The sequence below is a fragment of the Burkholderia sp. MS455 genome (assembly GCF_016899445.1).
GTDB lineage: Bacteria > Pseudomonadota > Gammaproteobacteria > Burkholderiales > Burkholderiaceae > Burkholderia > Burkholderia pyrrocinia_C.
On sequence record NZ_CP041778.1, the window covers coordinates 1,360,689 to 1,372,868 of the forward strand.

Annotated in this window: 14 protein-coding genes; 6 read left to right on the forward strand and 8 right to left on the reverse strand. The window is 67.2% G+C overall.

Annotated elements, in window-relative coordinates; all coding sequences use genetic code 11:
* Nucleotides 1-26: 26 nt before the first annotated feature.
* The 3 genes from FPJ27_RS10715 to FPJ27_RS10725 form a co-directional block, all read right to left on the reverse strand.
* The gene (locus FPJ27_RS10715; protein WP_204422863.1) at nucleotides 27-401 is read right to left on the reverse strand and encodes a hypothetical protein; all 375 of its coding nucleotides are present in this window, start codon (nucleotides 399-401) and stop codon (nucleotides 27-29) included.
* Between the two features lie 416 nt (nucleotides 402-817).
* Entirely contained in the window at nucleotides 818-1,750 is a 933-nt protein-coding gene (locus FPJ27_RS10720) for an AEC family transporter (RefSeq protein ID WP_204422864.1), read from the reverse strand.
* A 164-nt stretch (nucleotides 1,751-1,914) separates the two neighbouring features.
* On the reverse strand, nucleotides 1,915-2,799 hold the full coding sequence (locus tag FPJ27_RS10725) for a LysR family transcriptional regulator (RefSeq protein WP_204422865.1): 885 nt from the start codon (nucleotides 2,797-2,799) through the stop codon (nucleotides 1,915-1,917).
* Nucleotides 2,800-3,104: 305 nt separating this feature from the next.
* Between FPJ27_RS10725 and FPJ27_RS10730 the strand changes: the two genes are divergently transcribed.
* Nucleotides 3,105-3,482 carry a nuclear transport factor 2 family protein gene (locus FPJ27_RS10730; protein ID WP_204422866.1) on the forward strand — a complete coding sequence of 126 codons (378 nt, stop codon included), beginning with the start codon at nucleotides 3,105-3,107 and terminating at the stop codon, nucleotides 3,480-3,482.
* A gap of 66 nt (nucleotides 3,483-3,548) precedes the next feature.
* Here the strand turns inward: FPJ27_RS10730 and FPJ27_RS10735 are convergent, their stop codons facing one another.
* The gene (locus FPJ27_RS10735; protein ID WP_204422867.1) at nucleotides 3,549-4,484 is read right to left on the reverse strand and encodes an AraC family transcriptional regulator; all 936 of its coding nucleotides are present in this window, start codon (nucleotides 4,482-4,484) and stop codon (nucleotides 3,549-3,551) included.
* 87 nt (nucleotides 4,485-4,571) lie between these two features.
* Here FPJ27_RS10735 and FPJ27_RS10740 point away from each other — a divergent pair, with 87 nt between their 5' ends.
* Nucleotides 4,572-4,754, forward strand: a complete 183-nt coding sequence (locus FPJ27_RS10740) for a hypothetical protein (protein ID WP_239483279.1) — start codon at nucleotides 4,572-4,574, stop codon at nucleotides 4,752-4,754.
* Nucleotides 4,755-4,775: 21 nt separating this feature from the next.
* Here FPJ27_RS10740 and FPJ27_RS10745 read toward each other — a convergent pair whose 3' ends face one another.
* On the reverse strand, nucleotides 4,776-5,813 hold the full coding sequence (locus tag FPJ27_RS10745) for an IS630 family transposase (RefSeq protein ID WP_204421199.1): 1,038 nt from the start codon (nucleotides 5,811-5,813) through the stop codon (nucleotides 4,776-4,778).
* Between the two features lie 9 nt (nucleotides 5,814-5,822).
* Here FPJ27_RS10745 and FPJ27_RS10750 point away from each other — a divergent pair, with 9 nt between their 5' ends.
* Both FPJ27_RS10750 and FPJ27_RS10755 read left to right on the forward strand, forming a co-directional pair.
* Nucleotides 5,823-7,130: a cytochrome P450 gene (locus tag FPJ27_RS10750; RefSeq protein WP_204422868.1), complete on the forward strand. Its 1,308-nt coding sequence runs from the start codon at nucleotides 5,823-5,825 to the stop codon at nucleotides 7,128-7,130.
* A gap of 188 nt (nucleotides 7,131-7,318) precedes the next feature.
* A complete protein-coding gene (locus tag FPJ27_RS10755) occupies nucleotides 7,319-7,624 on the forward strand; it encodes a panthothenate synthetase (RefSeq protein ID WP_072436923.1) in 306 nt (101 codons plus the stop codon).
* Nucleotides 7,625-7,696: 72 nt separating this feature from the next.
* On the opposite strand, the gene FPJ27_RS10760 is transcribed toward FPJ27_RS10755, so the two are convergent.
* Together FPJ27_RS10760 and FPJ27_RS10765 are read right to left on the reverse strand one after the other, a co-directional pair.
* Entirely contained in the window at nucleotides 7,697-8,083 is a 387-nt protein-coding gene (locus tag FPJ27_RS10760) for a hypothetical protein (RefSeq protein WP_204422869.1), read from the reverse strand.
* A 138-nt stretch (nucleotides 8,084-8,221) separates the two neighbouring features.
* Nucleotides 8,222-9,022, reverse strand: a complete 801-nt coding sequence (locus FPJ27_RS10765; RefSeq protein ID WP_204422870.1) for a LuxR C-terminal-related transcriptional regulator — start codon at nucleotides 9,020-9,022, stop codon at nucleotides 8,222-8,224.
* A 124-nt stretch (nucleotides 9,023-9,146) separates the two neighbouring features.
* Between FPJ27_RS10765 and FPJ27_RS10770 the strand changes: the two genes are divergently transcribed.
* Both FPJ27_RS10770 and FPJ27_RS10775 read left to right on the forward strand, forming a co-directional pair.
* On the forward strand, nucleotides 9,147-10,553 hold the full coding sequence (locus FPJ27_RS10770) for an APC family permease (RefSeq protein WP_072436738.1): 1,407 nt from the start codon (nucleotides 9,147-9,149) through the stop codon (nucleotides 10,551-10,553).
* A gap of 64 nt (nucleotides 10,554-10,617) precedes the next feature.
* On the forward strand, nucleotides 10,618-11,727 hold the full coding sequence (locus FPJ27_RS10775) for a P1 family peptidase (RefSeq protein ID WP_204422871.1): 1,110 nt from the start codon (nucleotides 10,618-10,620) through the stop codon (nucleotides 11,725-11,727).
* Nucleotides 11,728-11,853: 126 nt separating this feature from the next.
* Here the strand turns inward: FPJ27_RS10775 and FPJ27_RS10780 are convergent, their stop codons facing one another.
* A complete protein-coding gene (locus FPJ27_RS10780) occupies nucleotides 11,854-12,066 on the reverse strand; it encodes a hypothetical protein (protein ID WP_034179600.1) in 213 nt (70 codons plus the stop codon).
* Nucleotides 12,067-12,180 lie beyond the last annotated feature (114 nt).

Genomic DNA, 12,180 nt, shown 5'->3' on the forward strand with positions numbered 1-12,180 from the left:
TTGCGCGGACGGCGGCGCAATAACGCTTACGGCGCGACCACGTGCCACATGTCCTTGAAGTTGTCGCCGTTGCGGTCGCCCTGTTTCATGTCCTTCGAGAAGAAGTACAGCGGCTTGCCCTTGTACGCCCATTGCGGGCTGCCGTCGTCGCGCTTGACGATCGTGTAGGGCCCGACCGGAACGTCGGTCGCGCTGGCCTTGTACGGCGGCCAGAAGGTTTCGCACTGGCCCGTGCACGCACTGGTCCCGGCGTTGGGCTGGTCCTTGTCGAAGGTGTAGACGGTCATCCCGTTCGCGGCGACGAGCGCGCCGTTTTCGACTTTCGTGATCGAGCCTTGGGCCGAGGCCGAAGCGGATGCAATGGCGAGCAGGGCGGAGCTGACGAGCAACGCGGCTTTCATGAATGCCTCCTGTAATCCGGTGGGCGGCCGCGATCGTGCGCACGGGCGAGCGGGCGCGACGATCGCGATGAATGGTGCCGGAACGCGGTGCCGTTGCCGCCGGTGCGAGCGACTCAGGGTCGGATGGCGACGAACGGGGCGCTTCATTCACGATAGGCGGTTTTTGGCAGGGCTGCGAGAAAGTCGGGGGCGCGTGTCGGCGACGCGTAGGCGGCGCGCAACGGTGCTGCGAGTGCCGTCGCATCCGGTATTCGGGATCCGTCCCCGAGCCTGCGCGGCGTGTGCCGATGCGTCAGCGCCGTGCGCGATTGACCAGAGCGACGCCCGCGATCACGAGCGCGCGCGGCCGACGATGTCGAACCGTGCGATGACTGGCCAGCAGGCTGATTCAGTGGGTATCGGGCGGGGCGGCGCCGTCAGCGAAACGCCGGTGCCGACGCGAGCGCCGTCAGCACGACCGGCATCGCGAGCGCCGCGGCGATCGTTTGGAACGCGGTGATGCCGGCCATCAGCGCTGCATCGCCGCCGAGTTGGCGGGCCATGATGTACGACGCCGACGATGTCGGCAGCGCCTGGAACAGCAGCGCGACCGTCAGCGCCGCATCGCCGAGCCCGAACAGGCGGCCGGCCGCGAGCGTAATGAGCGGCATCGCCATGAACTTGAACGCCGACGCGACGCACACCGGCTGCAGCCATGCACGGGCCGCATCGAATTTCAGCGCCGCGCCCACGCACAGCAGGCCGAGCGGCATCGACGCGGCGCCGAGCGCGCGCACGGCCGGCTCGACGGCAGCGGGAAATGCAACACCGCCGGCCTGCATCGAGATTCCGAGCGCGCACGCAACGACGAGCGGATTCGACAGGATCTGCCGCACGAGCGCGCCCGCACCGAGCCGCGTGTCGCCATACCGCGCGAAGACCAGCACGCACATCAGGTTGACGGTCGGGACGATCGCCGCGACGCAGACGGCCGCGAGCGCGATGCCTTGTGCGCCGAACAGCCCGGCGGCGAGTGCGGTGCCGACATAGTTGTTGAAGCGCACCGCACCCTGGAACACGGACGTGAAGCCGGCGCCGTCGACCCGGACGAACCGACGGACCAGCAGAAGAAGCGCAGCGGCGACGGCGGTCGAACCGACCAGCGCGGCCGCGAGCGGTAAAACGGGCAGCGCTTGGAGTCGCGCGTTCGCGAGGCCGTCCGCGAACAGCGCCGGCAGCAGCACGTAGTAGCAAAGGCGCTCGGCCTGCGGCCAGAACGCATCGGCGATGAAACCCGTGCGACGCAGGCCATGGCCGAACGCGACCAGCAGCGCGACCGGCGCCAGCGCGAGCAGGATCGGGCCGATCATCGGCGCGCCTTCATGCAGGCTGCGTGCAGCGGCTGGCAGGCGGAGCGGCGAAACGACGCGGGAATCCATCCGGCGGGCAACATGGCGACTCGCAATCGAAAGAGTGACGATGCCGCCAAGTTAACACGCGAAATCAACAGGAATAATTGTTAATTATCGGGCGTTCAATGAGAAATTCTCATCGATGACGCGGTGACTTCAGCGGCCAGCGCACGCGCGAAACGCTCGGCCGGACGCGACTGGTGTTCGAGCAGCACGACCGCGCGCCCCATCTGCGGCTGGCCGAACGGCAAGCGCGTGACGGGCGGCAGGCGCGCGAGCGTCGCATCGGGGAGCGCGACGATCGCGGCGCCGAGCCCGCGTGCCACCATGCGTGCGATCGTTTCCGCGCTGTCCAGCACCATCTCTTCACGCACGCGCACGCCGATGCGGCGCAGCTCGGCCGCGATCATGCGGCCGGCCCAGGCCTGTGCGTCGAAGCGGATGAACGGCAGAGCTTCGAGCAGCGTGCCCGCGTCGCGTTCCGCATGGTCCGGCGGCGCGAGCAGCCAGAAGCGATCCTCGTACAGCGTCGTCCACGTCAGCTCCGCCGGATGCGGGCGCACGGGGCGCATCGTGATCGCCGCATCGAGTTCGCCGGCCGCGACGCGGTTCGCCAGCTCGGCCGACATGCCGGCCGACACGTGCACGCGCAGCGACGGATGTGAGTTGCGCAGCGCGAGCAGCGCGTCGGGCAGCGGGCCGGACAGCGCGGTCTGGATCGCGCCGATCCGCAGGCGGCCGACGAGCTTCTTCTCGTCGCTGAGCGCATCGGGAATCCGGTCGACCATCGCGAGCACCTGCTCGGCCTGCGCGAGCAGGATGTTGCCGGCTTCGGTGAGCACCGGTTGCCGGCGCGAACGGTCGAACAACTGCACGTTGTATTCGCTTTCCAGTGCCTTGATCTGCAGGCTCACCGCCGACTGCGTGAGCCCGATGGCTTCGCCGGCGCGTGCGAAGGTCCGGTATCGGGCGATGGCGACCAGCGTTCTGAATGCGCGTAGTGACATGGACGAAGTGACGTTGGCGACGGGGCCGGCATGCGGATTGCTCGCACGACGGCGGCAGCGTTCGCGTGACACGCTGCACAGGTGCAGCGAGGTCGGCGAGAACCAGCGGAACAAGCGGCCGGCGAGTTCGCGGACATCATGCCTGTGCCCGTCGAATCGGGCAACCGCGGCATTGCCGGCTTACGATGGAAAGCGCGGGCTGCCGGCCGATTCGGGTTCGCGTGGATGGCCACGGACGCGTTCCGCCGAAACATCTGCACCGGTGCGAGCGAGGCTCACGCCGATTCTTCGAGGAGGGCACGACGATGCTTCAGAACCCGGGCGACGTTGCGCGCGCGAGCTACCGCGCGTATGCCGACAAGAACCGCGACGCGATCGAAGCGCTGATCGCACCGGATTTCCATTTCACGAGCCCGCTCGACAACCGGCTCGACCGCGACACGTATTTCCGGCGTTGCTGGCCGAACAGCGTGACACTGGCGCGTTTCGATTTCGTCGAAGTCGCCGTTCACGGCGAGCACGTATTCGTCGTGTACGTGGCGGAAACGAGCAGCGGCAAGCGGTTCCGGAATGCGGAGCGGTTGCGCGTCCGCGACGGGCGGATCGTCGACGCGGAAGTGTATTTCGGCTGGAACGTGCCGCACGATGCGCCCGACGGCGGCTTCGTCGAACCGCGCGGTTGAGTGGAGGGCGCGAGCGGGCCGTGCATTGCGAAACGGCTCACCAATGCGGGATCGGCCGCCGCCGCGTCACACCCAGAGCCGATACATCCAGAACGATTCGTCGTCGATGAAGCGTTGCGTGAATTCGCTCGGCGAGAATCCCGTGATGCGCTTGACCTCGCGGCTCAGGTGCGCCTGGTCGGCGAACCCTTCGTCCAGCGCCAGCGTGGCCCAGTTGAACGCGGCGCCGGCTTCGAACCGGTCGCGCGCCGCGAAGAATGCGCTTTCCGTCCTGACGAGCGCCTGCCATTCGCGCAGCGATCGGCCGCTGTAGGTCTTGATGCGCCGTTCGACCTGACGCGGGCTGCGCGTGCCTCGCCACTCGCGCGCTTGCAGCGCGAGCCGCTCGACCCAGCTGCGCCCCGCGTTGCGCAGCGATGACAGCGGCGTCGAGGGCCGAAGCGCCTGCCAGCGGGGCGCGAGGTGGCGATCGATCACCGCCAGCGCGTCGGCGTCGCGATCCGCGCCGATCAATGCATCGAGCAGCGGGTGCCAGTCGCGGCCGAGGCACGCGTGCGCGTCGAGCACGCGGTCGTGAATGCCCGGCAGCGCGATGCCGAACAGCGTCCGCGCCGCATCGGCGGTGAAACAGATCATGCCGATCAGCCCGCCCGTCGGCGCCCATGCGACGGTGGGGGCCGAATGGCTGCCCGACAGCGTCGCGGCCGCGCCGAAGGGTCGCCATTGCGGGCCGTCGGCCGTGGGTTCGATGAAGCCGACGTCGAGATCCCGATACCACGACACGCAGACGAGCGGCGTGGCCGGAAAGTGCGAGAGTCGCTGCGCGTCGCTCAACGCGAGGCCGCGCGTGTCGTACAGGACGATCGCGACCACCGCGCCCTGCAGCGCGGCCGGCGCGGGATGCAGCCGCGCATGCGGCGACTGTCCGCCGCTTTGCACACGGGGCGCGCGCGCAAGCGGATCGGGGCATGACGGCGGGATCGATGGCGGTCCTGAGAACATGACGCCGGAGTATAGGGACCGGCCGTACGCGTGTCGATGTCGTTTGCGTTCAAGACCGCCGGCTCGCCGATGCGGACAATCCGGCGCATGAACACACGATCCTCTTCCCAATGTCCATTCCATGCGGGCACCGCTGCGCCGGCGCCCGTGCTTCACCCGCCCGGCGTATGGCCGCCGGGGCCGCGTGCCGGCCTGACGGGGTGGGCGCTGCTGCGCGCGATGTCACGCGACCTGATCGGCACGCTGGCCGGCTGGCAGCGCGATTATTGATCAGAAATATTTGATCTTGAATCAAGCTGCATAGCGGATGGGTTTATGCATGAAATAACGAGTAACCCGTTGCGGCGACTTCTGAAGCCGTCGCAAATGGCTGATAGCGGCTTTCTTCAGATGCCCCTTGGTCCGAGCGGGAGCCTGGCGTGTGATGCTGGCCTTCAAATCGGCGTTGAGCATCTCGTCGGGATTGAGCTCCGGGCTGTACGAGGGCAGGTAGAACACTTCGATCTTGTCGGCATGTTCAGCCAGCCACGCCTTGACCAGCTTGGCGTGATGAACCTTCAGGTTGTCGAGGATCAGAAACACCTTTTTGCTCCGCATGTCTTTGATCAGTCGCTTCAAGAAGTCGATCAGGATGTCGGCGTTCATCGCGCCTTCGAACACTTTCCAGCGCACCTGGCCGCGGTTCGTCACGGTCGACATGATCGACAGCCCTTCGCGTTTGCTCATGACACGCCGCTCGGGTGTCTTGCCGATCGGCGCGTAGGAGCGCCCGCGCACATCGTCGGAACGCAAGCCCGTCTCGTCGCCCCACTGGATTTCCGCACCTTCGGTCTGCGCACGGCGCGCAATCTCCGGATACGTCTCGTTCAACCACGTCTGAACCGCCTGCGGCTTTTGTTCGTACGCCCGCTTCAGCGGCTTTTGCGGCGTAAAGCCCCAGCGTGCCAAGTACAGACCGACGCCCTGCAGCGTGAGCGTGCGACCCGTACGTTGTCGAATCAACTCCCGCACGGCGTGGCGGGTCCACAGCGCAAACGGCATCTTCAACTGATCCGGCATTTGATCGCGCATCAACACACGCACCTCGATCTCCTGTTGCTCCGTCAGGGCGCGCTTCTGGGTGACGGCACGCCCGCTCGGCTTGTCACGCAAGGCTGCCGTGCCTTCCTGCACGTAACGCTTGCATATATCGAACACACCCGTTCGCGACAGATCGGTAAGTTGGGCGATCTCGTCGTAGGTCATCCCGCCTTCCCGGAGGGCGATCACCTGTCGACGCCGTTCTTCGCGCGCTTCGCGTGGAAGCGATCTCATGTCTCGTTTTTCCATGCTCAAAACGTGAGGGCTTATTTTCCAATTTCAAGATCAAATGTTTCGAATCAATACGGCGACGTCGTGCACTTGCGCGTGTGGCCCGAGCACGCGGTGGTCGTGACCGATCCGGCGCTCGCGCGCGAGCTGCTGGTCACGCATCACGATGCGTTCGGGCGCTGGGAGCGCGCGATCCGCGTCTTCGCGCAGGTCCACGGCCATAGCGTGCTGGTCGCCGAGGGCGATGCGTGGCGCGACAAGCGGCATGCGTTGCAGCCGAACTTCATGCCGAAGCCGGTTCAGGCGTTCGTTCCGGCGATCGCGGCGACGGCTGGTCATGCACTCGCGCAGTGGCCCGCGCGCGATCCGGACTGGCCGATCGAAAGCGCGCTGACGTCGTTGGCGATGGACGTGATCATGCGCACGATGTTCTCCGATACGATCGGCGACGATGCGCGTGCGGCCGAGGAGGCAGTGCGGGCGGTGAGCGCTGCGGCCGACGCAGAGTTCTATCAGCCGGCGAGCACGCCGGACTGGATGCCGTGGAAGCGCGGCAAGGCGCGGGCAAAGGCGGTGCTGAACGGGCTGATCGACCGGCAACTGCGTGCGCGCGTCGACATGCCGGAGCGTACGTGGCCCGACGATCTGCTGTCGCGCCTGTTGCGGCTGCATCGGGCGGATGGTCGGAAATGGCCGCTGCAGGCCGTGCACGACGAATGCATGACGGCGTTCCTGGCCGGTCACGAGACGACGGCCGGGGCGCTGACCTGGTGGGCATGGTGCATGGCCACGAATCCGGCCGTGCAAGCCGCCGCGCGCGACGAGGTGTCCCGCGTGCTGGGCGGTCGAGCGCCGTCCGCCGAGACGCGATCTTCGTTGCGCTATCTGGCGCAGACGCTGGACGAAACGCTGCGCCTGTATCCATCCGCGCCGATCCTGATCAGCCGCCGTGCATCGCGGCCGGTCGCGCTGGGCGCATGGCAGTTTCCCGCGCGCACGCTGTTCATGCTGCCGCTGCAGCTCATGCATCTCGACGAACGATGGTTTCCGGCGCCGCATGCGTTCCGTCCGGAGCGCTTCGCCGAAGATGCGCCGGCACCGCCGCGCGGCGCGTACATGCCGTTCGGCTCGGGCCCGCGCGTATGCCTCGGGCAGCATCTGGCGATGACGGAGATGACGGTGGTGGCCGCAATGATCCTGCAGCGTCATGTGTTGTCGGTGCCGCCCGGCATGACGCCGCCGCGCGCGGTGTTGAACGTGACGCTGAGGCCGGAGCGGGCGCTGCATCTGGCGATCGAACCGACGGGGCTGACGGCCCATACGGTCTGCGCATGATGTGGGCATAAGCGGTCGATTCGACCCGGCCTGCATCGCGCGGGCGATTGCCGTTTGTGCGACGCGGGGTCATCGAATCGTCGGAATGTGAATGCGTGCCGGCAACTGCTTGCGGCGCCACTGGCGCGGCGTCGCGTAGCACCTATGCTTGAAGGGCCCAGGCCGGGCGGAGCCCAAGGAGGATGGTCATGCGCATGCTTCTCAACATACGAATCCCTCACGAGCCGTTCAACACGCTGGTGCGCGACGGCAGCGTCGGCGACGTGATCTCGCGAATACTCGAAGCGGTCAGGCCGGAGGCCGTGTATTTCACTGAGCAGAGCGGCGGGCGCGGGGCGGTCGTGATCGTCAATCTGGATGACCCGTCGCAGGTCCCGGCGCTCGCGGAGCCGTGGTTCCTGATGTTGAATGCGGACTGCGAGTTTCGCGTGGTGATGCTGCCGGATGATCTCCGGAACGCCGGGCTCGCGCAACTCGGCGCGAAGTGGAGGTAACAGGACGCTGCGCATGACCGTGCCCCTGCCCGAAAACGGGGCGGGCGGCATGGCGCGGCGTTCGCGTGCCGGCTATTGCGCAGACTGTGACGGCTCGACGTTTGCTGCTTGCCTGTCTTTCGGCCGCCGCAGCAGCAACAGCAGGCCGCTCAGCGCAGCCGCGCCCAGGAACATGAAAAAACACCGTTCGTTCCACACGGTCAGGCTGTCGGGAGCAACGCCGCCCGCACTCCCGGCCGCGGCACCGGCTTCCAGCAGGAACGTGAAGACCGCCGGCACCGGCGCGGAACCGAGGTAGGCCAGGAACGCGAACTGCAGCCGGCCGCGCGTCAGGATCGACCAGACATCCTTCCCCATCAGGCAGGCGACCAGCAGCAGCGGCGGCACGAGCACGATCGATGCGGCGCTGATGGCACACAGAAGCAACCAGCCGAGTCCGACGAGCGGAATGAGCGACATGGATCGGGGTTCCTGTTTCCGGGCAACTTCGTTGTCGACGGAACATCCGCGTGTGCTTCACCGGATGACCACGGATTGCGGCGCTTCACGGATATTGCACGATTCCGCGCCCGTTGCCATCCGTGCTGCACGATGCGCTCATCCCGCCGCATCTTCTCCCAGCGCCTGGATGAACCGCGAAAACAGCTCGGGCTGCGACGAAATCCCGAGCTTCGCGTAAAGATGCCGCCGATGCACCTTCACCGTTTCCGGCGAGATCGCCAGCCGCTCGGCAATCGCCTTCGACGAATTGCCGCGCAGCACCATTCTCGCGATCGACATCTCGCGATCGGTCAGCACGCCCGCGCCGAAGCGCGCGAGCGCCTGCTCGACGCGCGCGCCGAGATCGGCGTCGGGCGTCGTGCGCGCGGCGTCGCCCACCAGCCGCCAGTGCTGCCGGATCGTCGCGAGCACCCACGGCATCGCGGCCGTCAGCTTGCCGAGCGGCTCGACGTCGAAGCGCGCGGCCGCGCCGAGCGACAGCGACAGCAGCGTGTCGGCGTTCGGCCGCACGAGGATCTGAATCTCGTCGTCACCGACCGCATCGCGGAAGTAGCTCAGGAAATACTCGCTTTGCCGGAACAGGTCGGGCGCGACTTCCTCGAGCCGGTAGCAGCCGTCGGCGAGCCCGTCGTGCGCGGCCTGCAGGAACGGGTCGAGCAGATATAACCCGTTCAGGTAAAGCGGCACCGGCGACGCGGCGTCGGTGCCGCCGGTGTCGTATTCGTCGAGCACGAGCGGCACGCCGTCGCGGCCGATCGCGGTCGCGAGCGCATTGTCGAACGGCGCCATTTCATTGAGCAGCAGCACCAGGAACCGCCAGAAGCGCGGCTGGCCGAGGTGATCGATTGCGCGGCCAAGCGCCTGGTGCATCGCGATTTCGGAAAAGAGACTATCCATACCACCACCGGAAGGGCGTAACACGAAGGGGGAATAGCGGTCCTGAAATTGGCTTCCTAGACTGCCACGCAATCAATCGGGCCCGAGTATGGGTGTTCAAAAAAGTGCAGCACAGGAGAACGAGATGGCGATGATGTCGGAATCGACGGGCACGCTGCAAGCGGCGCCTGCAACGGAAGACGCGCCGCGCGCGCTGTCGCAGACGCTCAGCGTGCGCGACGCGGTGATGATCACCGTATCGGGCGTGACCCCCGCAAGCTCGATCTTCGTGATCGCGCCGTTCGCGATCCAGCAGGCCGGCAGCGGCGCCGTGCTGTCGTTCCTGCTCGGCGGCGTGCTCGCGCTCGCATTCGCGCTCTGCTATGCGGAGCTCAGCGCCGCGCACCGCAGCGCGGGCGGCGAATACGTGATGGCCAAGCGCGTGTTCGGCACGCTGCCCGGCTACCTGACCTTCATCACGGTGCTGTCCGTCAGCGTGTTCATTCCGGCCGTGCTCGCGAGCGGTGCCGCGCCGTACCTGAACAACGCGCTCGGCACGCACTTCGGCAACCAGTCGGTCGCGCTGACGATCGTGCTGCTCAGCTACCTGCTCGGCATGCTGAACATCAAGACGAATGCGTGGATCACCGGCGCGTTTCTCGTCGTCGAGATCGGCGTGCTGATGCTGATCGCGGGGCTCGGTTTCGGCTCGATGCATCGCGGCGCCGACGTGCTGGTCGCGCCGGTCGTCGCGAGCGGCAACGCGCTCGTGCCGGCGACGCTCGCCGCCATCGTACCCGCGATCGGCACGGCGATCTTCTGCTACAACGGATTCGGTTCGGCCGCATACCTCGCCGAAGACTTGCGCGGCGGCAACCGCAACGTCGCGAAGGCCGTGATCTATTCGCTGCTCGTGATCCTCGTCGTCGAACTGGTGCCGCTGACCGCGATCGTGCTCGGTGCGCCGTCGCTGACGGAACTCACCAAAAGCGCCGACCCGATCGGCTATGTCGTGCGTTCGCTTAGCAACCCGGCCGTGTCGCGCGTGGTCAGCGCCGGGATCTTCCTGTCGGTGTTCAACGCGATCATCGCGATCGTGATCACGATGGGCCGCCTGTTGTACAGCAGCGGCCGGCACGCGCTCTGGTCGCGCACCTGCAACCGTGCGTTCTCGACGATCCATCCGCGCCTGGAATCGCCGTGGCTCGCGACGATCGCGCTCGCGGTGCCGTCGGCGGGGCTCGTGTTCGTGTCGAGCCTCGACGAGCTGACCGCGTTCACGGTCGACCTGCTGCTGCTGATTTACCTGGTCGTCGGGCTGGCCGCGCTCGCGAGCCGGTTCGTGCGCCGCGACGTCGAACATCACTACCGGATGCCGCTGTGGCCCGTGACGCCGCTCGTCGCGGTGGCGGGTGCCGCGTACACGCTCTACACGACGCTGGCGACGGCGACGAAGCCGACCGACCTGATCATCATCGCGGGGCTGCTGGTTGCCGCACTCGTGATGTATGTCGTCTGGGCGCGCCACAGCGAAGCATTCCGCGCGCTCTGAACGCCGGATCGTCACGTTGCAGCACCGAAACACCGAACCATTGAAAGACTGGAGGAATTGCATCATGCGCACGAGGGATCTCGGCATCCGCATCGGACTCGGCACGCCGGGCCGCTTCAACGCGATCACGGACGTTCCGGGCGTGCGGGTCGGACATTGCACGCTGAACGTCGAGAATGGCGACGCATCGATCCGGACCGGCGTCACCGTCATCGAGCCGCGCGCGGGCGCCGCGCACGATTCGCCGTGTTTCGCGGGCGTGCACGTGCTGAACGGCAACGGCGATGCGACAGGGCTCGAATGGATCCGCGAGGCCGGCCTGCTGACGACGCCGATCGCCTATACGAACACGCACAGCGTCGGTGCGGTGCGCGACGCGCTCGTCGCGAACGAGCGGGAAGCGGCGGCCGGCCGCGTGTACTGGTGCATGCCGGTCGTGATGGAAACCTACGACGGGCTGCTGAACGACATCTGGGGGCAGCACGTGAGCGCCGCGCACGTGCAGCGCGCGCTGGCCGCCGCGCAGTCGGGGCCGGTCGCCGAAGGCGGCGTGGGCGGCGGTACGGGCATGATCTGCCACGAGTTCAAGGGCGGCATCGGCACCGCGTCGCGCGTGCTCGCGGCCGATGCGGGCGGCTGGACCGTCGGCGCGCTGGTGCAGGCGAACTACGGCGTGCGCGAGATGCTGCGCGTGGCCGGTTATCCGGTCGGCGAAGTGCTGCGCCACGTGCATTCGCCGTTCCGCGCGCCCGACGCGACAGGCGAGGCCGGCATGGGCTCGATCGTCGTGACGATCGCGACCGACGCGCCGCTGCTGCCGCATCAATGCACGCGCGTCGCGCAGCGCGCGAGCGTTGGGCTCGCACGCGTCGGCGGCGGCACCGAGGATTCGAGCGGCGACATCTTCCTTGCGTTCGCAACGGGCAACGACGGGCTGCCGGCCGCGAACTACGGCAGCAAGGGCGCGCCGACCACCGGCGTGAAAATGGTCAACAACGACCATATTTCCGCGCTGTTCGTCGCGGCGGCCGAGGCGGTGGAGGAAGCGATCGTGAATGCGCTCGTCGCGGGCGGCGACGTCGAATCGCGCGGTGCGCGGGTCGAAGGGCTCGGGCAGGCGCGCCTGCTGGATGCGTTGCGCGAAGTGGGGTGGCGGCCGGGGCGCGGCACCTGAAACGGCATGCGCCGCTTCAATCGAAGCGGCGTGGAGCGGGGCAGTGCAGCGATCGGCCGGTCCGCCGCCCGCCCGCGGACTGGATGCGGGCGATGCGGGCCAGGCCGTGACGACGCGGCGTCATGCTCAGCTGCCGAAGTAGATGTTGCAGAAGCTGACGGGGCCGACACAGGCGTTCGGGTCTTCCTGCTTCGACTGCGAACGATCGACGCGGCCTGCGGCCTTGACGGCTTCGGTGCGATTCGCCTGTTGCGGTGCGGCGTCGGCCGGCGCCGGCTGTGCGTGGGCGACAGCAGCGGTCAGCGACAGGGCAACGAGGGCGAGGTGCAGCGGCTTCATTTTGTTTCTCCTGGGTGAGTGCCAGTCTCGCTGGCAGTGAGGAAACTATAGGCTCGCACTGCTTAAAGATTAATCACCGCGCCTGTAGAGCTTATTTCCATTCGGAACAAGGAT